The following is a 26383-nucleotide window of genomic DNA, read 5'->3' as shown; positions in this document are numbered from 1 at the left end:
AGATTTCGAAAGATTTCTGAGGCTTTTCTTTTATTATCTATTGTATATTTTGAGTTCTATTGTTCTATAATCTAATTGTATTTTGTATCTTTGCAAAAAAAAATAATTATGTTTTATTATTTAAGCACTTGGTGGAGATGGTTGTGTCGCTGTAAATATTGCCGCGGTTTTGGTGTTCAGTCACCTTCTGCCTATAGCTTTATTCGATATGTTATAAATGAGCATTATCCTTATTATGCATATTCTGAATTGGAAGAACGTTATGAGATGCCTGGCAGATTGCAACATAAGCTAGGCAGACTTCTTTTTCGCTTAGCTAATTACTGGCAGCCCGAAAAGTGTTATAGTATTGAATCTCTTTATTTTCCTTACATTAACGCAGGATGCTATAAAACTGTACTTTGTACTTTGTATGACTTATATGATTCTTCCACAAAGAATTTGGTCGTTATCGATTTAGATCATATAGATAAGGATGAGCTGTATTCTTCTATATTGCCTTTTTGCAATGATAGAACATTATTAGTAGTTTTGGGCTTAAATCATGGGAAAAACAAGCAGTTTTGGCATCGATTGCAATATTCCGAATATACTGGAATTACCTACAATCTGTATTATGCCGGAATCGTCTTTTTTGATAAATCAAAATACAAGCAACATTATCAAGTTAATTTTTAAAATAAAAGGGTTGCCTCATCGCATGGATGGACAACCCTTTCTTTCTTAAAAATCTTATATATCTACTTATTTACGTTTGCGATGATTACGAGTCTTTTGCTTTGAATTCTTTCTATCCTTTTTATTTGCATCACCTGTAGCTATCTTTTCTTTTCGTATAGGTGCAAAATCACCAGCGAGAGTGAAATCAAGCTGCTTCTTCTCTAAGTTTGCTTGCGCAACCTTGATACGGATGGCATCACCTAAAGAATATTTATTGTGATGACGACGGCCTATCAAGCAAAAATTCTTTTCGTCAAAATCGTAATAGTCATCAGCAATGTCTCGCATAGGAACCATGCCTTCGCAATGGTTCTCGTCTATCGTCGCATAGATGCCGTAGGATGTGATACCACTGATGTGGGCATCGAATTCTTCACCGAGTTTGTCACCCATGAATTCTACCATTTTATATTTGATAGAGTCACGCTCAGCATTCTGTGCTATTTGTTCCATCTCAGAGCTATGTTCACAAAGCTCTTCATAATGTTTTTCGTTGGCACTTCTACCACCAGCAGCATATTTGGTTAGCAAGCGATGTACCATCGTGTCAGGATAGCGGCGTATTGGTGAAGTGAAATGAGTATAGTATTCAAATGCAAGACCGAAGTGACCAATGTTATGTACAGAGTATTTTGCCTTCATCATGGCACGTAGTGCTACCATTTGGATGAGGTTGCTTTCAGGTTTTCCATCACAATCTGCCATCAGTTTATTGAGACTCTTGGCAGTAGCACCCTTGGTGCCTTCTGTCTTTATTTTATACCCAAACTTAACAACGAACTCTCGAAGGGTTTCCAATTTCTGTGGGTCAGGATTGTCGTGAATACGATAAGGAAGCGTTTTTGGCTTTTTGCCTTTCTTGACCTTTCCGATGCTTTCTGCGACAGTTCTGTTAGCGAGTAGCATGAACTCCTCGACAAGTTTATTGGCGTCTTTAGAGCGTTTGTAATAGCATCGTATAGGCTTTCCCTTCTCATCTATATCAAAATGCAATTCTTCACGATCGAATTTTACAGCACCATTCTTGAATCGAGCAGCGCGCAATTTCTTTGCTAATTTGTCTAGTGTAATGAGTTGAAGAGCGTTTTCACCCTGATATGGGTGTTCTTTAGTCTCTGCAGGAGCAGGCTCACCTGTACCATCTATTATGCCGTTTGCTTCCAGAAGCTCTTGTACTTCTTCGTATTTATATCTACGATTGCTTTCAATGACAGTATGAACGATGCGATAGTTCTTCACGTTGGCATTCTCATCCATTTCAAAGATAACGCTGTAAGCTAGTTTTTCTTCATTTGGACGGAGTGAACAGATGAAGTTGCATAAACGTTCTGGAAGCATTGGTATTGTGCGGTCTACGAGATAAACCGATGTTGCACGTTTTACAGCTTCCTTATCTATGATACTGCCTTCAGTGACATAGTGAGAAACATCTGCAATGTGCACGCCTACTTGCCAGTTGCCATTTTCTAATTTCTGTATACTCAAGGCATCATCGAAATCTTTAGCATCCTTAGGGTCGATAGTACATGTGAATACCTTTCGGAAGTCCTCGCGTTCCTTGTAGTCCTTTTCTGTGATTTCGCCCGAAATCTTGTTGGCAGCATCCTCTACGTTCTTCGGATATTTATAAGGCAATCCGTATTGTGCGAGGATAGAGTTCATTTCAACATCATTGTCACCCATCTGTCCGAGGATGTCAACAACTTCACCGATAGGGCTTTTGTTTTCTCCATCAGGCCATTCGATGATACGCACTACAGCCTTATCATCTGTTTTTCCTCCCTTTACCTTTCGTCTAGGTATGATGATATTGTGAGCAAAAACATCACTAGGTGTTACGAGATAAGCCAAGTCTTTATCTACCTTTAATCTACCAACGAAAGTATCCTTGGCACGTTCTAGGATCTTATTAACTTGGGCTTCTTTGATATGATTCTTTCGACGAGCTAAAAAGGTGAACTCTACACGGTCTCCGTTTAGTGCACCCATAGAGTTTCGTTCAGAAACGAATATAGGTTTTTCAGTGTTATCAGGAATAACCGAGTTCTTGCCGTTTGCTTTTCGAATGAATTTACCTTCCATCACCTGAATACTTTGATTCAAGCGATAAGAATTATCACTTACCTTAGCTAGGTAGTCATCCCATGCCATTTCCTCCATGACGTCAATAGCCAGCATCTTGAGTGGATGCGTGGTAAGATGGAGGGAACGGAATATTTCTTTAAAGCTGAGCGTTTCGCCTGGCCTTTGGGCAAAGAATTCCTGGAGCATCTCAGTGAGTTGCGCCTTATTCATTCTCTTGCCACCTTTTTTACCTTTTCCCATAATTTCGACTGTTATATGACTGTTAATAGTTTTATAAGGCAAAGAAACAAAAAAAAATGGAGAATACAAAGTTTCTTGGCATCTTTTTTCGTTTTTTATCAAATATGTAACAAAAATGGGCACAGATTCCGTCTTTTTTCCCTTTTTAAGAGTAGAAGAAAGGAATATGCTTTTTCTACTCATCGGAAATGCTTCATTCCTGTTTTAGAGGCTTTGGAAAGCCTCTGATGTTACAATGTTGTTACAATTTGAAATATCCGATATAGATATTTCGTAATAAGAAGATTTCTTATTATATTTGCAACTGAAACGTAACAAATATTTCCACAAATACAAATTATTATGGATACAAGTCAATATCTTGTGATTTTTTTTCAGATTCTCGGTTCTTTAGCTTTGCTCATCTATGGTATGAAGGTGATGAGTGAGGCCTTGCAGAAGATGGCAGGATCTCAGTTGCGCCACATTTTGGGTGCTATGACAACCAACCGATTTACGGGAATGCTTACAGGTACCTTTATTACCTGTGCCGTTCAGAGTTCCTCTGCAACTACCGTTATGACGGTTTCTTTTGTAAATGCAGGTTTGCTGACCTTAGCCCAAGCAATTTCCGTTATTATGGGTGCCAACATTGGTACCACGTTTACGGCTTGGATTATGTCGCTGGGTTATAATGTAGATTTAACGATTGTCGTATTCCCTGCGTTCTTCCTCGGCATTATGCTGATTTATAGTAAGAAGCGCCGTTATTTCGGAGATTTCCTTTTTGGTATCGCCTTCCTCTTCTTCTCGCTCGTTCTGTTGAGTAGTGCGGGTAAGGCTCTCGATCTGGAACATAATCCGGCGGTTATCGATTTCTTTGGATCTTTTGATACGAAGAGTCATTTTACGATTGTAGTCTTCCTCCTGATTGGTACACTTATAACCTGTATCGTACAGAGTTCGGCAGCTGTGATGGCCATCACCATCTTACTCTGTTCTACGGGTGTACTCCCTATCTATCTGGGTATTGCCTTGGTAATGGGTGAGAATATCGGAACTACCGCTACAGCCAATCTTGCCGCTTTGGGTGCCAATGCCCAGGCTCGTCGTGCAGCCTTGGCCCATCTGGTATTCAATGTCTTTGGTGTAATCTGGGTTCTCTGCCTGTTCTATCCATTTGTAGATTTCGTTTGCTCTATCGTGGGGTATGATCCTGATGGTGGTATGTCTGCGGCACAGAAGGCAAAGTTGTTGCCAATTGTTTTGGCGATGTTCCATACCTGTTTCAATATTTGCAACACGGGCGTTCTGATTTGGTTTATCCCACAGTTGGAAAAAGTTGTCTGTAAACTTATCAAGCCTAAGGCAGATAAGGAGGATGAAGATTTCCGTTTGCGCTTTATCCAGGCTGGCATCATGAAGACCCCAGAACTTTCTGTCTTCGAGGCACAGCAGGAAATCGGCAGTTTCGGCGAGCGTATCCATCGTATGTTTAGTATGGTGAGAGAGTTGCTGGATACTCAGGATTCCAAGACTTTCGACAAACTCTATGAGCGTATCGAGAAGTATGAGGGTATTTCTGATAATATGGAAATAGAGATTGCCAAGTATCTTGATCAGGTGAGCGATGCTCATCTGAGTGATGATACCAAGGCGAAGATCCGTGCGATGTTGCGTGAGATTTCTGAAATCGAGAGTATTGGTGACAGTTGCTTCAATCTTGCCCGCACCATTAAGCGCAAGGGTGAAAACAAGGAGGAGTTTACTGCCAAGCAGAGTGAAAACATTCATCAGATGTTTAAGTTGGTAGATGAGGCGCTGACTCAGATGAACTATATGTTTGCTCATGAACGCCATTCTATCAATCTCAACCATACGTACAATATCGAGACTGAGATTAATAATTATCGTACTCAGTTGCGAAACCAGAACCTGGATGATGTGGATAACCATCTTTATACCTATGGTGTAGGTACATTGTATATGGATATCATTCAGGAATGCGAAAAACTGGGTGATTATGTGGTTAATGTCGCCGAGGCTCGCATGGGAGTCAGAACATCTGAGGCTGTGTAATGCAGAATGTTATTGATAGAATGAAAATAAAAGTAATAAAAGCAAACGGGGAAGTATCAATGGATGCTTCCCTGTTTGCTTTTGTTGTTTATATATTCTGAATGTTTTTATTTTCCAATATTTCCTTCAGTTCCTTCATACCATCTGAAGCCCCTTTCATGATGTGCTCTATCTTGTAATATCCATTGGTGTTTACAGCACCCGGGTCTATCAGATAGATAGGAATGTGAGGCTTGGTATATGAAATCAGACCTGCAGCAGGATAAACGTTGAGTGAGGTTCCGATAATGACGAAGATATCGGCTTGCTGTACAGCTTCGGCTGCCGGCTCAATCATAGGAACGCTTTCGCCGAAGAAAACGATAAATGGGCGCAACAGGCTTCCATCTCCAGCTTCGGTTCCCGGTTTTACCTCGCAGTCATCCTCAGGTAATTCCTTGATGTAGCGATAATCGTATGGATCGCGAGAAGAGCAAACCTTAGAAAGTTCGCCATGTAGATGGATGACATTCGAAGAACCAGCCTTCTCATGTAGATTATCTACGTTTTGTGTAATAACAGTTACCTCAAAGTTCTTCTCCAGTTCTTTGATAAGCTTATGACCCTTGTTTGGTTGAGCGGCATAGAGCTTATGGCGCAACATGTTATAAAAGTTAGTCACTAGGGTAGGGTCAGCTTCCCATCCCTCATGGGTAGCTATCTGTTCTACAGGATAGTTTTCCCATAGGCCATCATTGCCGCGAAAAGTTTTGAAACCACTCTCCACAGACATGCCTGCACCGGTTAAAAATACGAGTTTCTTCATAATCTTACTATTAAGAATGCACAAATTTAGTAATTTTTCTTCAAATAGCATCGTTTTCAGCGAGAAAAATGTTATCTTTGCACTCGTTTTAAGGACAATAAGTACAAAATAAAGAATATTAATACAAAGTTTTAGATAAATTATGGATAAAGTAAGTTATGCTTTAGGCATTGGCATCGGTCGCCAGTTGGCGTCAATGGGTGCAGAGAGTTTGAATATCGACGATTTTGCACAGGCAGTTAAGGATGCCATTGCAGGCAAACTTCAGCTCGGTGAGCAGGAGGCTCAGGAGTTGGTACAGAATTTCTTCGCAGAGCAGGAAGCTAAGGCTCAGGCTGCTGCTGCAGAGAAGGGCAAGGTTGCTAAGGAAGCTGGTGAGAAGTTCCTCGCTGAGAATGGCAAGAAGGAAGGTATCATCACTACTAAGAGTGGTTTGCAGTATCAGGTTTTGCGTGAGGGAAATGGTAAGGCTCCTAAGGCTACCGATCAGGTAGAGTGCCACTACGAGGGTACACTCATTGATGGTACAAAGTTTGATAGCTCTTACGACCGTGGTCAGACTGCAACATTCCCATTGAATCAGGTTATCGCAGGTTGGACCGAGGGTCTTCAGTTGATGACCGAGGGCGCTAAGTATCGTTTCTTCATTCCTTATCAGTTGGGTTACGGTGAGCGTGGTGCTGGTGCATCTATCCCTCCATTCTCAGCATTGATTTTTGATGTAGAGCTTGTTGCAGTAAAGTAATATCAGAGAACATAGAATAAAAACATAAAAGTAAAAAATGAAAAAGTTATTTTTCGGAGCCCTCGTGGCTTGTGCTGCAGCTACATTTGTAGGTTGTGGCAATTCAACTCCTAAGGCAGATCTCAAGACAGATGTTGATACAATGAGCTATGCCATGGGTATGTCTCAGACTCAGGGTCTGAAAGAGTTTATGGTAGAGCGTATGGGCGTTGATACCGCTTATATGGATGATTTCATCAAGGGTCTTAACGATGGTGCTAATGCTGGTGATGACAAGAAGAAGGCTGCTTACTATGCAGGTATTCAGATTGGTCAGCAGATTTCTAACCAGATGGTTAAGGGTATCAATCATGAGGTATTCGGTGAGGATTCTACCAAGACTATCTCTTTGAAGAACTTCATGGCTGGTTTCATCTCAGGTACTACTGGCAAGAAGGGCTTGATGACAATCGACGAGGCTGCTAAGCTTGCACAGTCCAAGATGATGGCTATCAAGGCTAAGAACATGGAGAAGGAATATGGTCCAAATAAGGTGGCTGGTGAGAAGTTCCTCGCAGCTAACAAGAAGAAGCCTGGTGTTGTAACACTTCCTTCAGGTGTTCAGTATAAGGTTATCAAGGAGGGTAATGGTCCTATGCCAAAGGATACTTCTATGGTAAAGGTAAACTACGAGGGAAAGACTATCGATGGTAAGGTATTTGATTCTTCTTTCAAGCGTGGTGAGGCTGTAGATCTCCGTGCTAACCAGGTTATCAAGGGTTGGACTGAGGCTTTGGTTCACATGCCAGCAGGTTCTGTTTGGGAAGTTTATATCCCTCAGGAGTTGGCTTACGGTGAGCGTGAGCAGGGTCAGATCAAGCCATTCTCTGTTTTGATCTTCAAGATTGAGTTGATTTCAGTAGGTGGTAAGTAATTAATATTGTAAGAGAACTCAAGCTTTATTTTAAGGAAGAGGACTTTTAAGAATATGAAGAAAATATTATTGACAGCACTCGTCCTCGTGGCGAGTGCTTCTTTGTTTACAGTTCATGCTGCAGACAAGAAGAAGGGGCGTAAGAAAGTTACCCCAGTGGTTTTATCTACAGCAAGCGACTCTTTGAGTTATGCTGCCGGTGTTCATGCTACACGTGGTTTGATACCATTCATTCAGCAGAGTTATAAGGTGGATACTGCTTATATGGCAGATTTTATCCGTGGTTATGAGGAAGCAATAGATAAGGCAAATACTCCTCAGGGCACAGCATACATCGTCGGTATGCAGATTGCCCAGATGGTTTCTCAGCGCATTCTTCCAGGAACTCGTGAGGAATTGAAGAGCACTAAGGATTCTATTGATGCTGCCATGTTCAGCCGTGGTTTCGTTGCAGCTATTGCCAATGATACAACTATCTTTAGTGAGAAGAAAGCTGGTGAGTACAAGAAGGAAGCTTTGGCAGGTGCAGGCGAGAAATTCCTTGCAGAGAATGCCAAGAAACCGGGAGTGAAGGTCTTGCCTAGTGGATTGCAGTACAAAGTAATCAAGGCTGGTCAGGGAGAAGTTCCTAAGGCTACTGATGAGGTTGAGGTTATCTACGAGGGCCGTCTTATCGATGGAACGGTCTTTGATGCAACTTCTAAGCATGGTGGTTCCAAGACTGATAAGTTCCGTGCCGGTAACTTGATTAAGGGTTGGACAGAAGCTCTCACTACAATGCCTGTAGGTAGCAAGTGGCAGCTTTATATCCCTTATGAGTTGGCATACGGTGAGCGTCAGGCAGGTCAGATTCCACCTTACTCTACATTGGTTTTCGATCTAGAACTCGTTAGTATCGTTAAGCCAGAAGTAACTTCTGAGCCTGCTGGTGAATTGAAGGATGATGTATCAGTGGGTGCAGTAAAGAGTGCCGACAAGAAGGTAGATAAACCTGCTGCCAAGAAAGCTGCGCATTCAAAGAAGAGAAAGTAATTGCTACATATATAATAAGGTGAGAAGGGTATGTCATTGGTTTATGACATACCCTCTCTCTTTTTAATTACATCCCTATTTTACATTTTGCGGGCATGGAAACTGGAATCAGAACCTCCACGGCTTTTAAAAGTAGCCTTTGATAGCAATCAATGGCTCCAATGATTTTAAAAGTGACTGTTGATTGCAATCATCAGTCCCAACGGCTCTTGAAAACAGGTATTGATTGCAATCAATGGCTTCAATGATGTTAAAAGTGACTGTTGATTGCAATCATCAGTCCCAACGGCTCTTAAAAGTGGCTGTTGATTGCAATCAAAGGCTCCAACTGATATCGAAAGTAGAAATATTTTCTAATCAATGGTTCCGCTGGAGTAAAAAAAGGTGCGTCATATGGACTTATGCCTCCCTCTTTGTTTCTTTTACGTTTGTGTTTGTTGCTTTTGCATAAAAAATGGGAAAAGCGAATCTGCTGGTTCTCTTATTTGTATTATCTTTGCACCTGGTAATAAACAACTTCAATAATCATATTTTTAACCTGAAAGATAATGATGAAACAAATTACAACAACCGTATGTGCAACCATGCTGATGGCTAGTTGCGGTAATATAAGCAATACGGAGCAGCAAGTGAACCAACGGGTAGATGAACTCTACAGCAGAATGTCACAGCCAGAGCGTATCGCTCAGTTGAGGAGTGGGTATATGGATGAGCTTTTTGATGCGGAAGGCAATTTGGATACCGTCAAATGCAAGCAGCTCATTCCTTATGGTATTGGGCATTTTTCACAGTATGCCAGTCAGGAATTGGTTGAAGCCAATTTCTTGCGAAAGCGTGTGGCTGTTGTACAAGATTGGTTGATGCATCATACCCCTAACGGAATCCCGGCTCTTTTTCACGAGGAAGTTCTTTCGGGTATCAATACGCAAGATGCAACTGTCTATCCACAGCAGATAGGTCAGGCTTGCTCATTCAATCCAGAGTTGGCTGAGCTCAAGACTTTGCAGACAGGTACCGCTCTTCGCAAGATGGGTGGCGTATTGTCGCTTTCTCCTATGGTAGACGTCTGCCGTACTCCAAGTTTTAATCGTCTGGAAGAATCATACGGTGAGGATGGCTATCTTTCTGCCGTTATGGGTACAGCTTTTGTCAAGGGTCTTCAGCAGGGCGATCTCAAGAAGGGAGTGGGAGCTTGCTCTAAACACTATCTGGGATATGGTGGTGGCGGTGATGCTGATGAGAAGGAGATGATGGAAGATATCCTTTTGCCTCATGAGACGATGATTCGTCTGGCAGGTTGCAAGGCTTTGATGCCGGGTTATCATGCTGTTCATGGTACCAAGTGCGTGGCAAATAGTGAGATTCTCAACGATATTTTGCGAGATTATCTCGGATTCGATGGAATGGTGGTGAGCGATTATACTGCCATTGATCAGTTGCCGGGACTTGATACTCCTCTTCAGAAAGCTGTAGCTGCTATCAAGGGTGGCAATGATGTTGATTTTCCTAGAGGCGAAAACTATCAGTATTTACAGGAAGCCTTGGATAAGGGACTTGTTAAGAAAGAAGTCTTTGAGCGTGCTGTAAAGGATGTTCTGCGTTACAAGATTCGTGCAGGACTGATGGATAAGAATCCATATCTGTATAGTACGGAGGATGTAAAACTTGATACAAAGGAAGAACGGCAGACGGCTTACGATATTGCCAGCCAGTCTATCGTCTTATTAGAGAATAATGGTGTTTTGCCTCTTGTGAAGGAGGCTGATGTTCACAGCACCAATCAGGTTAAGAATATCTTGCTCACAGGTCCTAATGCCAATTCTATCTGGGCGATGTGTGGCGACTACTCTTTCCCTTCAATGTTCTATTTCTGGCAGAGTTGGAAGAAAAAGTGGGATGATAGCCACTTGCCACATATCGTTAAATTGCTAGAGGCAATGCAGGCTGGTAAACCTGAGGGGATTAATATTAAGTATTCTCGTGGTTGTGACTGGACTGAGGAGATAGAGACCAAATTTGAAGAGTCTGGCGATAAGCGTGCTTGGGAGTATCAGCTCCTGCATCGCAAGGTTGATTCTGGCGAGAAGGCAGACAAGGCAGAAGCTTTGGCGATGGCAAAGGAAAGCGATGTTATCGTTGCTGCTGTAGGTGAGAATGTGATGCTCTGTGGTGAGAATCGTGAGCGAGATGGTCTCAAGCTTCCTGGTAAGCAAGAGGAATATGTTGAGGAACTCTTGGCTACGGGCAAACCTGTAGTCCTGGTAGTCTTCGGCGGTCGTGCGCAGGTTATCTCCAAGATAGCCAAGCGTTGTGCAGCAGTCATCCAGGCCTGGTATCCAGGTGAAGAGGGTGGTACAGCTGTGGCTGACATTCTTTATGGCAAGATTTCACCATCTGCCAAGCTGAGTGTCAGCTATCCTAATACTGAGGTTTATGAGCCTATCTGCTATAATTATTCCACCCGGCAGGATGCCCGTGTAGAGTGGCCTTTCGGTTATGGATTGAGCTATACAACCTTTGCCTATAAGAACTTGCAGGCAGTTAAGGAGCTCTCTACGGCTTCAGAGTCGAGCAATATCTACTTTGAGGTTACCAATACGGGTAAGGTTCGTGCCGATGAGATAGCGCAGGTATATCTGTCGCCAACTCAGAGCAACCAGCATATTCATCCTATTCAGTTGCAGGGCTTTGCCCGCATCTCTCTCAATCCTGGCGAAACCAAGAGAGTATGCATCAAGTTCTATACTGATCAGTTCGGTTATTATTCTCATCAAGGCAATCGTCAATGGAACATTGCTCCTGGAACGTATGAACTGAAGATTGGAGCCTCTTCTCAAGACATCCGTCTTAAGCAGCAGATAGTTTTGACGGGTGATAAAGTGGTGAAACCTTTGCGTGATCATTACTTCTCCGAGGTTATCAGATAAGCGTATGATTTTTCTACTAAAAGTAGCAAAATGCCAAGGTTTTTGGTTAAAAACAGTATAAAAAACAACAAAATGCACGGATATTGCAAAATGTTCGTGCATTTTGTTGTTTCTTTCAATAGTTTTTATTAATTTTGCTATCTGGTATAGAAGAGTACCTAAAAATAGCAACATATAAAATAGACAAAAATGGAAAAGATTGACAATCTTGACAGAAAGATACTCGGCATCCTTTCTAAGAATGCCCGTATTCCTTTCAAAGACGTAGCTGCTGAGTGCGGCGTGTCTCGTGCAGCCATCCATCAGCGTGTTCAGCACTTGATGGAGGATGGTTTCATCACAGGTAGCGGTTTCGATGTAAACCCTAAGAGTTTAGGTTATTCTACATGCACTTATGTAGGACTCAACTTGGAGCGTGGTAATATGTACAAGAAGGTAGTAGAGCGACTCCAGAATATCCCAGAGATTGTAGAGTGCCACTTTACTACCGGTTCTTATACGATGCTCATCAAGTTGTATGCTCGTGACAATGAGCAGCTCATGGATTTGCTCAACAACAAGTTGCAGGCAATTCCTGGTGTGGTTTCTACCGAAACACTCATCTCGCTTGAGCAGAGTATCAAGCGTGAGATTCCTGTTCTCTTGGAGGATGAATAATATTTTTGAAAAAGAATAAACAAATGGAAACATTTGACTTGGAGTCGCATCTCAAGGGTGCGTACTCTTCTTTTCCCGAAGCGAAGCATCAACCCGTAATAGGCATCACAGCCAATTACGAAAACATTGATGCAACGCTTCGTGATCGTTATTATAAGCAGGTAATAGCGGCAGGTGGTACGCCTGTCATTATTCCTCCCGTTGCCGATAGTACAGTCATCGTCAATACCCTGGAGCATCTCGATGGTTTGATTCTGACGGGTGGGGGAGATCATAACCCTCTGTGGATGGGCGAAGAACCTTCGCCTCGTCTTCATAACATCAATCAGGAGCGTGATGCGGCCGAGCTGATGCTGGTTCGTCTGGCTTTCAATCGCCAGATTCCGATGTTGGGCATCTGCCGTGGCATCCAGACATTGGCAATAGCCTTGGGTGGCAAGGTGTATCAGGACATCAAGCAGATGGTGAAGCACAGTCAGGATGCTGATCGTTCAGAACCTACCCATAGTGTAGAAATCAAGAAAGATTCCACCTTATATAATATATATGGGGCAGAAAAGATTCTTGTTAATTCTTTCCATCATCAGGCTGTAAGTGAGCCTGGCAAGCACATGCGCATCATAGCCAAGTCTACTGATGGAATCATAGAGGCGATAGAAAGCAACGAGTATAAGCAGATACTTGGCGTACAATGGCATCCGGAATGGCTTGGAGAGGAAGGAGGAAAGATTTTCCATTGGCTTGTGAACCAGGCTAATAATTTCTATGCTGCCAAGGAGTTGCATAAGCGCATCCTTACCCTTGATACGCATTGTGATACACCGATGTTCTTCCCGCAAGGCATCAAGTTCGATCATCGTGATTCCCGCATTCTCGTAGATTTGCATAAGATGACCGATGGACGCCAGGATGCTACTACCATGGTGGCTTATTTGCCTCAGCCTCAGATAGGTGAAAGCTTCAGCAGCAAGGTGGCTTTTGATGTGCAGGGACCTGCTCAGTATGCCGATCTCATCTTCGATAAGATAGAGGAAATCGTCAGCAAGAATAGGGCTTACCTCAGTATAGCCCGTATACCTGCCGACCTGTATAGCGATAAGCGCAAGGGCAGAAAGAGCATCATGCTGGGTATAGAAAACGGTTTGGCTTTGGAGCATGACCTGAGCAATGTAAAGCACTTTGCACAGCGTGGTATTGTGTATATTACCCTTTGTCACAATGGCGATAACGATATCTGTGATAGTGCCCGTGGCTGTAATACCCATAATGGTGTGAGCAGTTTTGGTGAGAAGGTGATTCAGGAGATGAACCGACTTGGCATTATGGTAGATTTGAGTCATGCAGGCGAAAAGAGTTTCTATGATGCACTGGAAATCAGTCAGACTCCTATCGTGTGTAGCCATAGCAGCAGCCGTTCCCTCTGCGATGTGCCTCGCAACCTGACCGACGATCAGATGCGTGCCTTGGCAGCCCGTGGTGGTGTGGCTCATACTACGCTCTATCATGGATTCCTGCGCAAAGAGGGCGAGGCAGACATCATGGATGCCATTGCCCATCTGGAGCATGCCATCGAGGTGATGGGCATCGACCATGTAGGTCTCGGCACCGATTTTGATGGAGATGGAGGCATCCGCGGACTTGCCGATTCTTCTGAACTCATCAACTTCACCCTCCAGCTGCTGCGCCGCAAGTATAGCGAGCAGGATATCGCAAAGATATGGGGAGGCAACTGGCTCAGAGTGATGACGCAGGTGCAGAACTTTGGAAAGTGAAGAATGAAGAGTGAAGAACGACGAAACAACGTTCGGCGGCCAAAGGGAAAGCCAATTCGACAGTTATAAGATAATCATAAAGTTCAAAGTTCAAATCTGAAAGTTCAAAGTAAATACGATGACGAAGAAAATGAAAATTATATTAGGTGTGGTGGTTGCTGCCGGTCTGGTGGCTGGTACCATCAGCTATAAGAATGCCAATACCAGTAGTTCGCCTGATGTGCAGGAGGTAGAGGAAGCGGAGAAGCTGAATCCCGTAGGTCCGGCTTTCAATGCCGATTCGGCATTGGCTTATTGTGCAGCGCAATGCGATTTCGGTCCTCGCGTCATGAACAGCGAGGCGCACGATAAGTGTGGCGAATGGATTGTGAGCAAGTTCAAGCAGTTTGGCTGCGAGGTAGAGACCCAGAAGGCAGACTTGAAGGGTTATGATGGCACGATATTGAAGAATAGCAATATCATTGCCCATTACAACCCGAAGGCTGAAACCCGCATCTTGCTCTGTGCTCATTGGGACAGCCGTCCTTGGGCTGACAACGACCCTGACAGTACCAATTGGCGCAAGCCTGTAATGGCTGCCAACGATGGAGCCAGCGGAGTAGCCGTCATGTTGGAGATTGCCCGCCAGCTGCAGGCTGACAAGAAGCTGAATCCTAACATCGGCGTAGATTTCGTATGTTTCGATACCGAAGACTGGGGAACACCTCAGTGGGCTGATGTTCAGGACGATGGCAACAGTTGGGCATTGGGTGCCCAGTACTGGAGCGAGAACAAGCCTGAGGGATATAATCCTCGTTTCGGAATCCTCCTCGATATGGTGGGCGGACAGGGAGCCAAGTTCTATCGTGAAGGTATGTCTATGCAGTATGCCGGTGGCATCGTGAAGAAGGTTTGGACTGCAGCCCGTCAGGCAGGTTTTGGCTCTTACTTCCCTAAGAGCGATGGCGGAATGATTACTGATGATCATATTCCGGTCAACGAGAAGGCTAAGATTCCTACTGTAGATGTGATTGCTTATTATCCAGACTGCCAGCAGAGCAGTTTCGGTCCTACCTGGCACACCGTGAGCGATGATATGGCTCATCTGGATAAGAATGTGCTTAAGGCGGTTGGCCAGACTATGATTCAGGTGCTTTATACTGAGGAATAGGTGGGCATCCCATTCGAATATAAAAGGAAATGTTCCTAGGAAAAGTTGTTGCTTTTCTTAGGAACATTTCTTTTTTCAGCCAGTTTAAATCTTCGTTCATAGACGTTGAACCGCCGTTCGGTGTCTTTGAACCGACATTCAATGTCTTTGAACGGCGGTTCAATGTCTATGAACGGAGATTTCTTCTGCTTGTATCAACAAAAAAACTTAGGTATAAAAGCAATTCCTATTGACTGGAAATGCTTTTATACCTAAGTGTATGGGCTTTCTGAATAAGATGAGCTGGTTAAATCTGCCCCGATTCTACCTGTCTTACCACTCTTTCTGTTAATCTGTCAACGCCGTTCGGGTCGTACTTCTTGTTGAGGCTGGCACCGAAGAGGCTTGCAAATGCCTGATAGAATCCGGCACGGATAGGACCCAGAAAGGCTTGAATCAGGTGATAGGATGAGGAATTGCACTCTCGATATACCAGTTTGATGCAGAGTTTACCCTGTGCATAGGTGAGTTTCTTCATTCTTGGAGTGTATTCTTCCTTGATTCCCTTCTCTACCAGTTTCATGTGTGCATCCTTGGCTTTCTTGTTAGGGAGAGTCTCCAGATAATTACCTGTTTCGATAATGATCTTTCTTACCTCCTTGGCGATAGGCAATACCTTTTTGATATTGTATACCAGTCGGTTGTAAGCCATTCGCTCCTTGGCGTTTTTGAATACTGGCTGCGGATAGACATACACGTTGTTCACCTGTACGTATTGAATGCTATCTTTATCCAATAGTACCTTACCCACTCTAACCATCGGCTCAAAGGTAGGAGCATCCATGTCTACCGCCCTGTCTTCCGGTTTGGTATCATTCTTTTGTGCCATTATTTGCAAGTTGATGCAGAAGAGCATCGCCAGCAAGAATAACAATTTCTGTTTCATTGTTTCTATATATATAAAGAGGTGTAACCCTCTATTGTTTCTAATTTAGCCGCAAAATTACAGTTTATTTTTCATTTAGAGAAAGATTATTTCTATTTTCTTACTCTTTTTCAGAATTTCATAGTAACTTTGAAGAAAATTAATAATCGTTTGCCTATAGATGAAGCGTTGTTATTTCATAATATCTTTTTTGTTGAAACTGTTTCTTATAGGCAGCTCCCAGATTTTCTATGCTTCTCTTTGTTGTGCTCAGTCTTCTTCAGTAGTTAAGGATTCGCTTCCTGTAAGTTCTGCCTCTCCTGCGTCTCAACCCTGGCAACAGCTTCTTCTGGAACTTTCTGAGACAGAGGACTTCGAGACTACGTTATGGGAAGATTATGAGGAAGACCTGGAAGAATTGGCTCAGCATCCGATGAACTTGAATGTGGCTACGCGTGAAGAATTAGAACAGTTGCCTTTTCTCACGGCTTCACAGGTTGAAGATATTCAGGCATACGTTTATCGCTATGGAGGAATGAAGAGTATGGCCGAATTAGCTTTGATTCCGAGCATCAGTTGGTATCAGCGGCAGCTGATGGATTATTTCTTTTATGTTGCCGATGTCACACGGCAGGATTTTCCTGGCATCAAGACTATAGTCCGGTATGGCAAGCATGAGCTGATGGGAATGCTGAAAGTGCCGTTTTATGAACGTAAGGGCGATGTGATGGGGGCCGATGGTTACTTGGGATATAAGTACAAGCATGGCGTGCGCTATCAGTTCAGGTATGGCGACTATGTGAAGATGGGAGTCGTGGGAGCCCAGGATGCCGGTGAGCCTTTTGGTTCTGGTAAGAACAGTCTGGGTTATGATTTTTATTCCTTTTATATACAGCTGAAGAAGTTGGGGCGATGGAAGAATATCACTCTTGGCAGATACCGTCTGCATGAAGGATTGGGACTGATTCTCAATAACGATTTCAGTTTTGGCAAACTCTCCATCCTTTCTTCCTTCGGACGTTCCATGCCGAGTACTATCCGTGTACATTCTTCACGTTCTTCAGCCAATTATCTGCAGGGAGCAGCTGCAACCTGTTCCTTGATGAAAGGACTTGATATAACGGGGTTTGTATCTTATCGCAAGATAGATGCCACTCTGTCTTCCAATGGTGGTATCAAGACGATATTGAAGACCGGTCTGCATCGCACTTCCTCCGAAATAGCAAAGCAGGATGTTGCTTCCAACACCTTGGTGGGAGGTAATATCAATTATCATCACGCAGGTTGGCATGCAGGAGCCACGGCTTTCTATACCTCCTTTTCTCTTCCGCTTACTCCTAATACATCTCAGCTCTATAAGCGGTTTTCGCCGGTAGGCGACCAATTCTGGAATGCCAGTATAGACTATGGCTATATCTCGCACCGTTGGAATATTGCCGGTGAGATGGCTACGGGCGATTGTGGTGCCATTGCTACATTGAATACCATCTCTTATCAATTTACTGATCATTTTCTGTTGATGGCATTGCAGCGCTTCTATTCTGCCCGATACTATTCGCTCTTCAGCAACAGTTTTTCCGAGGGGAGTGCTGTACAGGATGAAAACGGAGCCTATCTGGGGTTTACCTGGACTCCTGCCAGTCGTTGGAATATCACCGCCTATAGTGATTTTGCCTATTTTGTCTGGCCTAAGTATCAGACCAGGGAGAGTACGCATAGTTGGGATAATCTGGTAAGTATCATCTTTCAGGCTTCCAGAAGTTTGGCGTTAGGTGGCAGAATCCGTTATAAGGATAAGGCGGGTACAACTACCGAACGCTTACGTCTTTATGCCAATCTTAAGAATGCAAAATGGTTTGCCAAGACAAGTGTTGAATTCTCCGAGAATAAACAGGCTAGCCTGATGGAGAACGAGAAAGGTACCATTAGCCGGGGCTATATGCTGAATGAGAATCTGGGAACCAGTTGGCGATGGTTGAGGTTATCGGGGAGTTTCGGCTATTTCCATACGCAGGATTACAGCAGCCGTATCTATGTCTATGAGCCGGGATTGCTTTATCAGATGAGTTTCGGAAGCTTTTATGGTGAGGGCATCCGTTATGCCCTGGTGGCTCGTTCGGAGATTAACGAACATCTGCTGGTGATTGCCAAGTTGGGTACAACCGATTATTTTGATCGCAATCGCATCTCTTCCGGAAAGCAGGAAATAGCGGGTTCGCGTCAGATGGATCTGGAAATACAGGTGAAGTGGAAATGGTGAGAATGCAGTATATTCCTGCTTTTCTTTTCATTCTTTTTGGGTAATATGATGCAAGATAATGAAAAAACTGGCGTTTTATTTGTGTATGTAAGAAAATCGGGGTATTTTTGCAAAAGAGTAAAGTATCTCTGTGCTAACGAAGAAAACAAGAGAAGTGATGAAGATATTAATAGTTATTCCTTGTTATAACGAGGAAGCCGTGTTGCCTAAAACCTTAGAGGTGCTCGGCAATCTTATACAGACAATAAAAGTAAAGACAGACGCCGACACGGAGTTGCTCCTTGTCGACGACGGTAGCCGTGACTGTACCTGGCAGATGATTTCGGATGCTGCCAAGCAACATCATTATGTACACGGCATCAAGTTATCTCATAATCGTGGACACCAGAATGCCCTTTGGGCAGGAATGGAAACGGCGGTAGATCATTGCGATGCGATGGTAAGTATCGATGCCGACCTGCAGGATGATGAGAATGTCATCATCGATATGGTACAGCAGGTGCAGGAAGGCAAGGATATTATCTATGGTGTAAGAAAGGAACGTAAGACCGATACGTTCTTCAAGCGATTCACAGCTCTTGCCTTCTATAAACTGATGCAGAGTGTGGATAAGGATACGGTGCAGAATCATGCAGACTTCCGAATGATGACCAACCGTACCCTCAAGGCATTGATGCAATATCCTGAGCGCAACCTCTTCCTCAGGGCCATCGTCCGACAGTTGGGTTTCCGAGAGGGATTCGTCTATTACGACCGCAAGGCACGCGAGGCAGGTGAGAGCAAGTATCCGTTTACCAAGATGCTGAGCTTCAGTATCGATGGCATCACTTCGTTCTCCGTGGCACCATTGAAGTTTATTACTTTCCTGGGTCTGGCGATGACTTTAGTAGCCTTCATCATGATTATCTTTGCCTTGGTGGAGCATTTCCAGGGCAAGACCATTCAGGGCTGGACTTCCCTGCTTGTCTCCATGTGGTTTATCGGTGGCATCATCACCACGGGTGTAGGCATCACAGGTGTCTATATCGGCAAGATTTATACCGAGGTGAAGCGCCGTCCTCGATACTTTATCGAAGAAAGAGTATAATCTTATCGAAGAAAGAAAATAAGAAGACTATAAATTTGATGGATACAAAAATAGCATCGGGTTGATGAATCCCGATGCTATTTTTTGTATCTGATTATTGATTATTTCTTCTGTGCGATGTTGGCACTTGTCTTTACAAACTGATAGAAGCCTACCGGATGGTGCCATTCTACGAGCCTCCTTACTTCCCAAACCTTCTGGAAGGTATAGTCCTTGCCGAATTTCTCTTTGAAATCTGGCATGTCTTCCTCTGGAATCATCAGCACGCCATCCTGTGGCAGCACCTTGTCAAACTGCTGGATCTTATCGCCCAGATAGAAGTTGAGGCTGAAGAAATGCAGCATATCTACTGACATATAAGAGTAGAGCTTGCTGGTATCAAACTTCTTTTCGATAACCGGCGCCAGATGCTTGTCTGCCTTCGTGTTGAGCACGGCAGGCTGCAGGGTGGAGTCGAGTGTGATGAAAATTGCGATAATCATCACCAATGTATATTTCATCATTTGGCTTGTCTCTTTTTTCTTGAGTGCCTTGAATATATGATAAGCCCCTATTATAAGAAACATATAGCATACGTAGAATAGGATACCATGAGTAGATTCCCCTATTGCATGGAGCATGGCGATGTTGTCGGCTGCATGCTTGCCATGGAAAATGGTATCTGGTATGCCGCCTGCTCGTATAACAAGCGTAGCAATCACAAGGATAACTGCCAGCGAGGCAATCACGCCGGCATATACCTTGATGGCTCCCATCTTTTCCTTCATCATCCAAACGATGTATTCGGCGATGAGATAAGCCATGAACGGATAGCATGGCAGCAGATAGACGCTGCGCTTGCTCTTTGGGATGCAGTAGAAGAAAAGCACCAGGAGGAAGGCGAGCCAGGTGAACACCTGCAGCGGAGTAGCCTTCTTCGCATTCTCCAGGAATCGGGTCTTTGAGAACTTTTTCCATGGCAGGATGAAGAGCGAGAACAGTAATAATAAGGTATAAGGAGCCCAACCCATCACGAGTGTAAGCAGATTGTACCACGCCGGGTTCTCATGCGATTCGTATGCCATCTTGCCCATGAATCGGTCGATGTTCTCTTCCTTCACCAGACGCAGGAACTCGTCGCCGCCTTGCAGATAGGCTGCATAGTACCAGCAGAATGGGATAATGAGCGAGAGCAGGGCGGTTAGCGCCATGCGCCATACGATGCCCCAGAAGTTCTCCCGTTGGGTAAGCATGAATACACCCATCACGAAGCATGGCAGGATGATGCCCACAGGACCCTTGGTCAGCGTGGCACCGCTCATGCAGAGGATGGCAAGCCAAGGCAGCTGGTGCTTTCCTTTCTCCCACCAGCGATAGAGCAGATACATGGCTCCCACCATGAAGGCGGTGTTCACCATATCCACACGACAGTTGATTCCCGCACGATGCACTTCGAAAGCGGTAAGTGTGAGGATGGCTGCGATGAGGCTGATCTGGGTATCCTTGCGCTTGGCATAGAACACGAAGCCGCCGATGGTCATCAATACCAGCGATACTGCGGATGGCAGACGGGAGGTGAACTCATTCACGTAGCCGATGAAAAGGCTGAAGAAAGCGATGCACCAGTGGAAGAAAGGTGGCTTGTAAGGGATGTCGCCTCCATTGTTGATAGGCAATATCCAGTTGCCATGTTCCAGCATGGTGTAGGCAACTACTGCCTCGCGAGGTTCTCCCTTGGTATTGAAATCAGAGAGCCCGAGGAATGGAATCAGCATCACGATGGCTAGAATAGTGATAAGCCACAGGGCTTTGTTGTACTTGATGTTCATGTCTTATCGAAGTCTTATAATGTTATTTTGGCTGCAAAGTTACATATAATTATTTGTTTATAGACAGAATAAGGTGGGAAATTTTGCTTTTATTGGGATATAATTATTAACTTTGCACCCGATTTCTAAAGTAGAATTAAGATGAAACGATATTTTAAGGCTTTGGGTTATCTCCTTTCGGTGCATGTATTGGCATTGCTGGTGATGACTCTGTTCAGATTGGTGGAATTCATCGCCCTGCATGGCATGATAGTGGATGCAGGGGCGAGTAGGGTGATGGCGTTTGTCAAGGGTGTATGGTTTGACAATGTCATCGCTTGTTATATTTCGGTATTGCCTGTGGCTGTGCTCCTTGTTGCTGCCAGCCTGGGGTGGTGTCATCGCCGTTTGCTGCGTGGCATCAACATCTGGTATGCGGCATGGTTTGCCATCGCCTTCATGCCTTCGGCAGCCAATACCCCTTATTTCCAGTATTTCTTCAAGAACATCAATTCCAGCATCTTCGGTTGGTTCGGCTATGTTGCTACCACATCGGGCATGCTCTTGCAGGAGTCTTCCTACTGGCTCTATATCGCCCTCTATTTCGTGTTTACGGGGGCATTTATCTATGCGCTTATCCGCCTGCGCCGCTACTTCGAGGGGCTTTTCCTGTTGCCAAAGGACAATATGCACCTAGTGCTGGTGGCAAGTCGTTTCCTTATTTCTGCGGTGATGATAGGCGCCTGCCTCTTTGGCATCCGTGGCAGAATGGGCTATAACCCAATCAAGGTGAGTCAGGCTTACTATTGCGAGGATTCCTTCCTCAACCAGCTTGGCATCAATCCGGCATTCAATCTCCTTACTTCGGCGCTCGACGATATGCGCAAGGAGAACAAGGAACTGCATCTCATGCCGTACGCTGAGGCTATCACGAATACCCGCCAGTGGCTCGGTATTACGGGAAAGGTGGATAGCACGAATATTCTGAAGCGTGAGGTGGTGAACGATTCCCTGATGATGAAGAAGAATCATCCTAACGTAGTGGTGATATTGATGGAGTCGATGTCGGCAAACCTGCTGGGCACTTTCGGCAATCAGCAGCCACTCACCCCAACGCTCGATTCGCTCTATCATCATTCCCTGGCGTTCACCCATTTCTATAGTGCCGGCATCCATACCAACCATGGCATGACGGCTACGCTCTACAGTTTCCCTGCCCTCATGTTCCGCAACCTGATGAAGGGAACGGTAACTCCGCGCCGCAAGGGTATCGCCACGGTATTGAAGCAGTATGGCTACGAGAACATGTTCTTCATGACCCACGAGGCGCAGTATGACAACATGAAGGCTTTCTTCCAGACCAATGGCTACGATGACATCTTCTCTCAGGAGAACTATCCTAAGAGCGAGGTGGTGAACAGCTTTGGTGTGAGTGACCATTTCGAGATGGGCTATGCCCTCAGCACCATCAACCAGAAGGCGAAGACGGGCAAGCCTTTCATGGCTACCATCCTCACCGTGAGCAATCATCCGCCATATATCATTCCAGATTTCTTCAAGCCGAAGACCAAGGAGAAGGAAACGCAGATAGTGGAGTATGCCGACTGGGCGATAGGCGATTTTCTGAAGAAAGCAAGCCGGGAGCCTTGGTATAAGAACACGATATTCGTGATTCAGGCAGACCATGGCAAGCTGGTGGGTAAGAGCGAGGGCGAGTTGCCTCAGTCTTACAACCACATTCCGCTCATCATCTTCGGTCCTGGTGTTCCGCAGCAGCAGTATGCGGGCTTGGGCATGCAGGTGGATGTGATGCCTACGCTTTTCGGCTTGATGAATCTGAATTATGAGTACGAGGGCTTCGGCGTGGATCTGCTGAAGCAGCAGCGCCCGATGGTATTCTATTCGGCAGATAACCAGATTGTGGCAAGAGATCATCAGCGTTGCTTCGTCTATAATCCGTCGATGAACCGCAGTTTCTGCTATGATGTGTTGCCGAATGGCAATCTGAAGGAAACCAAGCAAGAGTCTAAGTTCCGGGATTTGAAGAATTATGTCTTCTCGAATATCCAGGCAGCGGAGTATATTGAGCGACATCAGCAATAAAAAATTATTATCAGAAACAGTAATCCCCCACCACGCTTTGGCTGCGTGATGGGGGATTGACTGTTTATATAGTTTTTCTATCCTTCAGGGGCTTGAAGTTTTATTCTCTGCAAAGTTACAAAATTATACCCAAAGGTATTATACCCTAGGGTATAATTTATGAAACTATATTTTTATCAGACGAAGAATCGCTGTTTCTGCAAAAAAAAGATGGTTTTAAACAACTTTGTTTAAAACAACCTTGTTTAATTTGTTTTTTTTGGCTATCTTTGCAGAAGAAAAGCTGCACTCGGCAATTTGAAAGCGCAGCTTTCATTGCGCTCGTTTGCAATTTCTTTGCAGAAGAAAAGCTGTATAGTATAAAATAAGGTAGTAATTATGATAAAAAGTAAAGAAGCTCCGTTTGTGTTCGGTGTTCGTGTGGAGGGAGATTCCTTTACCGACCGTAGAGAGGAAACAGAACGCTTGAAGGCGAACTTTACGTATGGAGTGAATACGATATTGATTGCGCCTCGTCGTATGGGTAAGACTTCATTGGTGGATAAGGTGTGTTCGCTTGTAGAGAGCGAAGACATCAGGATAGCTCGTATAGATGCCTTTGGCTGTCGCTCTGAGAATGATTTTATCAATGCTTTTGCCACAGCTGTGGTTCGGGCTACTTCTTCAAAATGGGAAGAATGGATGGAGAATGCCAAGGTGTTCTTGAGCCGTTTCGTTCCGAAAATCAGTATAGGACAAGATCCTTTGACTGATTTCTCTTTGACTTTGGAGTATAATGCAGGTAACAATACAACAGAAGAGGTTTTGAGACTTCCGGAAATGATAGCTCGGTCTAAAGGTTGTCATATCGTAGTCTGCATCGATGAATTTCAGCAGATAGGCGATTTCCCTGATTCATTGACCTTCCAGAAGAAGCTCCGTAGCGTATGGCAATTACAGAGCCATGTATCTTACTGCCTTTATGGAAGCAAGAAACACATGATGGAACAGATGTTCCAGAATGCCAGTTACCCATTCTATCGCTTTGGAGATTTCTTCTATCTGAACAAGATAAGCGAGAAAGACTGGGTGGAGTATATCTGTCAGCGTTTCGAATCTACCGGCAAGCATATCTCGGAAGAGCTGGCTCGAGAAATCTGTCAGGTAACAGATAGGTATTCTTCTTATGTACAGCAGTTGGCATGGTTTGTATGGTTGCGTGTACAGGATGATTCTGCAGCTACAGAAGAGGACTTGAAATATGGAATAGACTGGTTGCTGGATGCCTGTGAGCCTTTGTTTATTCAGCAGACCGAAGACCTTTCTGCCTATCAGATGAATTTCCTGCATGCCATTATCAATGGAGTACATACTGGTTTCACCCAGACGGCAATATTGGAAACTTATCGCCTGGGTACTGCCGCCAATGTAACCCGCCTTAAGAAATCCTTGATGGTAAAAGATCTGATTACGATTCCTGTTCCTAAGCATCTGGAAATGAGTGACCCCATCTTGGCGTTGTGGCTCAAGAGAAGAGTGTGGAAGGAATCATAAATGTACCCAAGTATCTTGGACAATGATAATATAAAAGTATAGAAAACAAATGAAGATAAAGATAAATCCAAAATACGAAGAGATGAGAAGTTTCATCGAGCGCATCCCGGATGTGTTCGAGCAGGAGGGACGTTGCATCTTTCAGGGACGGAATGTAATCAAGGCTTTTCTTGTGAAGCTTGATGGAAAAGACAAGGAAGTGGTGGTGAAAAGATACAAGCGCCCTAACTTCGTTCAGAAGATAGGATATAGTTTCTTCCGCTCTACCAAGGCTTGCCGGGCTTATGAGAATGCTGTCAAACTGCAGGAGGATGGCTTTGCTACCCCTGAAGGCTTTGGATATGTTGAGACAAGAGTGAATGGACTTATCGACTATTGCTATTTTATCTCTGATGTAGATAACAGTTTGCCTATTACGGGGCAGTTGAACGATCCGAAGGAATTCAACAAGGTTATGGCTGGTGATTTTGCCCGCTTTGTGAATCGCCTGCATCAGAAAGGTATCATCGATATCGACCTGAACAGTGGTAATGTACTGTATCAGCCTCAGGCTGATGGCCATTATACCTTCTCTCTTATCGACATCAACCGCATGAAGTTTTACACAGGTTATCCACCGATGAAGGAATGTGTGGAAAACCTGACGAGATTCACCGGCAGAATGGATGTCTTCGAGCTTGTAGCTCGTGAATATGTCAAGGCTAGAGGATTGGAAGAGTCTCAGGTTCAGAACTTTATGGATGGTAAGGCAGAACATGATTGGCGATGGAAGAAGAGAAAAAATATAACGCATTGTTTTAGAAAAAAGTAAAGTTATGAAGACAACATTATTGATGACTACATATAATTGGCCTCAAGCATTGGGGATGGTACTCGCTAGTGTGAGTCGTCAAACGGTCTTGCCTGATGAAATAGTGATAGCAGATGATGGTTCTACAGAAGAAACCAAAATGCTGATAGAACATTTTGCAGCCAACTTTCCCCAGCCAGTTATCCATGTATGGCAAAAAGATTTAGGCTTTCGCAAAACAGCCATTTTAAACAAGGCTATAGCTAAAGCTACGGGCGATTATATTATCCAGATAGATGGAGATGTAGTCTTAAATTCTCACTTTATTGCCGACCATATTGAAATGGCTCAAGAAGGCAGTTTTGTTTGTGGAAGTAGAGTTAAGATATCTCAGAAGGAAACCATGAGTATATTGGCAAACAATAAGTTTGTCATAAAACCATGGAATATGCCTATCAGTTTTGTTTGTAATAGTTTCCGTTCAAGACTGCTCAGAAATTATTTCGCATTCCGTTATGCCCGTAGATTGGCGCATCTGAGAGGCTGTAATATGGCGTTTTGGAAGAGCGACCTTATCCGGGTAAATGGGTATAATGAAGATTTGACACAATGGGGGCATGAAGATACAGAGATAGCTTATCGACTGTACTATTCTGGCGTTCAGAAAAAAGTGCTCAAAATGGGTGGTATTGTTTATCATCTATATCATAAGGAATCTTCCAGGGCTAATGAGGAAACCCATAATATTGCCTTAGAAAAGGTTGAAAAAGAGCATATAACCCGTTGCAATAACGGAATAGACAAATACTTGTAAA

The 26383-nt window shown here is 44.1% G+C and carries 19 protein-coding genes; 15 read left to right on the top strand and 4 right to left on the bottom strand.

Annotated elements, in window-relative coordinates; all coding sequences use genetic code 11:
• Positions 1 to 108: 108 nt before the first annotated feature.
• Positions 109 to 678 carry a hypothetical protein gene (locus ACQRBJ_RS04500; protein WP_445302953.1) on the top strand — a complete coding sequence of 190 codons (570 nt, stop codon included), beginning with the start codon at positions 109 to 111 and terminating at the stop codon, positions 676 to 678.
• A gap of 66 nt (positions 679 to 744) precedes the next feature.
• Here ACQRBJ_RS04500 and rnr read toward each other — a convergent pair whose 3' ends face one another.
• On the bottom strand, positions 745 to 3045 hold the full coding sequence (gene rnr, locus ACQRBJ_RS04495; RefSeq protein WP_445302952.1) for a ribonuclease R: 2301 nt from the start codon (positions 3043 to 3045) through the stop codon (positions 745 to 747).
• Between the two features lie 342 nt (positions 3046 to 3387).
• Here rnr and ACQRBJ_RS04490 point away from each other — a divergent pair, with 342 nt between their 5' ends.
• Positions 3388 to 5103, top strand: a complete 1716-nt coding sequence (locus ACQRBJ_RS04490; protein WP_445302951.1) for a Na/Pi cotransporter family protein — start codon at positions 3388 to 3390, stop codon at positions 5101 to 5103.
• 88 nt (positions 5104 to 5191) lie between these two features.
• On the opposite strand, the gene ACQRBJ_RS04485 is transcribed toward ACQRBJ_RS04490, so the two are convergent.
• Positions 5192 to 5908, bottom strand: a complete 717-nt coding sequence (locus ACQRBJ_RS04485; protein WP_445302950.1) for an SIR2 family NAD-dependent protein deacylase — start codon at positions 5906 to 5908, stop codon at positions 5192 to 5194.
• Positions 5909 to 6050: 142 nt separating this feature from the next.
• Between ACQRBJ_RS04485 and ACQRBJ_RS04480 the strand changes: the two genes are divergently transcribed.
• The 7 genes from ACQRBJ_RS04480 to ACQRBJ_RS04450 all read left to right on the top strand — a co-directional run bounded on the left by ACQRBJ_RS04480 (position 6051) and on the right by ACQRBJ_RS04450 (position 15104).
• Positions 6051 to 6653: an FKBP-type peptidyl-prolyl cis-trans isomerase gene (locus tag ACQRBJ_RS04480; protein WP_153123951.1), complete on the top strand. Its 603-nt coding sequence runs from the start codon at positions 6051 to 6053 to the stop codon at positions 6651 to 6653.
• 37 nt (positions 6654 to 6690) lie between these two features.
• Positions 6691 to 7566: an FKBP-type peptidyl-prolyl cis-trans isomerase gene (locus ACQRBJ_RS04475; protein ID WP_445302949.1), complete on the top strand. Its 876-nt coding sequence runs from the start codon at positions 6691 to 6693 to the stop codon at positions 7564 to 7566.
• A 54-nt stretch (positions 7567 to 7620) separates the two neighbouring features.
• Positions 7621 to 8598 (top strand): FKBP-type peptidyl-prolyl cis-trans isomerase, encoded by a 978-nt coding sequence (locus ACQRBJ_RS04470; RefSeq protein ID WP_445302948.1) that lies wholly within the window; start codon positions 7621 to 7623, stop codon positions 8596 to 8598.
• 548 nt (positions 8599 to 9146) lie between these two features.
• Positions 9147 to 11525 carry a glycoside hydrolase family 3 N-terminal domain-containing protein gene (locus ACQRBJ_RS04465; protein ID WP_445302947.1) on the top strand — a complete coding sequence of 793 codons (2379 nt, stop codon included), beginning with the start codon at positions 9147 to 9149 and terminating at the stop codon, positions 11523 to 11525.
• A gap of 189 nt (positions 11526 to 11714) precedes the next feature.
• Positions 11715 to 12182: an Lrp/AsnC family transcriptional regulator gene (locus tag ACQRBJ_RS04460; protein ID WP_153123959.1), complete on the top strand. Its 468-nt coding sequence runs from the start codon at positions 11715 to 11717 to the stop codon at positions 12180 to 12182.
• A 23-nt stretch (positions 12183 to 12205) separates the two neighbouring features.
• Positions 12206 to 13954: a membrane dipeptidase gene (locus tag ACQRBJ_RS04455; RefSeq protein WP_441935847.1), complete on the top strand. Its 1749-nt coding sequence runs from the start codon at positions 12206 to 12208 to the stop codon at positions 13952 to 13954.
• Positions 13955 to 14072: 118 nt separating this feature from the next.
• Positions 14073 to 15104, top strand: a complete 1032-nt coding sequence (locus ACQRBJ_RS04450; RefSeq protein WP_445302946.1) for a M28 family peptidase — start codon at positions 14073 to 14075, stop codon at positions 15102 to 15104.
• Between the two features lie 286 nt (positions 15105 to 15390).
• Here ACQRBJ_RS04450 and ACQRBJ_RS04445 read toward each other — a convergent pair whose 3' ends face one another.
• Entirely contained in the window at positions 15391 to 16029 is a 639-nt protein-coding gene (locus tag ACQRBJ_RS04445) for a DUF4294 domain-containing protein (RefSeq protein ID WP_445302945.1), read from the bottom strand.
• A gap of 190 nt (positions 16030 to 16219) precedes the next feature.
• Here ACQRBJ_RS04445 and ACQRBJ_RS04440 point away from each other — a divergent pair, with 190 nt between their 5' ends.
• Positions 16220 to 18268 carry a helix-hairpin-helix domain-containing protein gene (locus tag ACQRBJ_RS04440; protein ID WP_445302944.1) on the top strand — a complete coding sequence of 683 codons (2049 nt, stop codon included), beginning with the start codon at positions 16220 to 16222 and terminating at the stop codon, positions 18266 to 18268.
• Between the two features lie 157 nt (positions 18269 to 18425).
• On the top strand, positions 18426 to 19355 hold the full coding sequence (locus tag ACQRBJ_RS04435) for a glycosyltransferase family 2 protein (protein WP_441933303.1): 930 nt from the start codon (positions 18426 to 18428) through the stop codon (positions 19353 to 19355).
• Between the two features lie 101 nt (positions 19356 to 19456).
• Here ACQRBJ_RS04435 and ACQRBJ_RS04430 read toward each other — a convergent pair whose 3' ends face one another.
• On the bottom strand, positions 19457 to 21163 hold the full coding sequence (locus tag ACQRBJ_RS04430; protein WP_349226118.1) for an ArnT family glycosyltransferase: 1707 nt from the start codon (positions 21161 to 21163) through the stop codon (positions 19457 to 19459).
• Positions 21164 to 21304: 141 nt separating this feature from the next.
• On the opposite strand from ACQRBJ_RS04430, the gene ACQRBJ_RS04425 reads away from it, so the two are divergent.
• The 4 genes from ACQRBJ_RS04425 to ACQRBJ_RS04410 all read left to right on the top strand — a co-directional run bounded on the left by ACQRBJ_RS04425 (position 21305) and on the right by ACQRBJ_RS04410 (position 26382).
• Positions 21305 to 23245 (top strand): LTA synthase family protein, encoded by a 1941-nt coding sequence (locus tag ACQRBJ_RS04425; RefSeq protein ID WP_295346921.1) that lies wholly within the window; start codon positions 21305 to 21307, stop codon positions 23243 to 23245.
• A 378-nt stretch (positions 23246 to 23623) separates the two neighbouring features.
• Positions 23624 to 24778, top strand: a complete 1155-nt coding sequence (locus ACQRBJ_RS04420) for an AAA family ATPase (RefSeq protein WP_445302943.1) — start codon at positions 23624 to 23626, stop codon at positions 24776 to 24778.
• Positions 24779 to 24827: 49 nt separating this feature from the next.
• Complete coding sequence (locus ACQRBJ_RS04415; protein ID WP_295346924.1) at positions 24828 to 25589, top strand: lipopolysaccharide kinase InaA family protein; 762 nt, start codon at positions 24828 to 24830, stop codon at positions 25587 to 25589.
• Between the two features lie 4 nt (positions 25590 to 25593).
• On the top strand, positions 25594 to 26382 hold the full coding sequence (locus ACQRBJ_RS04410) for a glycosyltransferase family 2 protein (RefSeq protein WP_295346925.1): 789 nt from the start codon (positions 25594 to 25596) through the stop codon (positions 26380 to 26382).
• Position 26383: the final 1 nt, after the last annotated feature.

Origin of the sequence: Prevotella sp. SGI.167 (genome assembly GCF_050313615.1) — a bacterium.
Lineage (GTDB): Bacteria > Bacteroidota > Bacteroidia > Bacteroidales > Bacteroidaceae > Prevotella.
The sequence above is the reverse complement of the archived record's forward strand: the minus strand, read 5'-3'. Positions and strand labels throughout refer to the sequence as shown.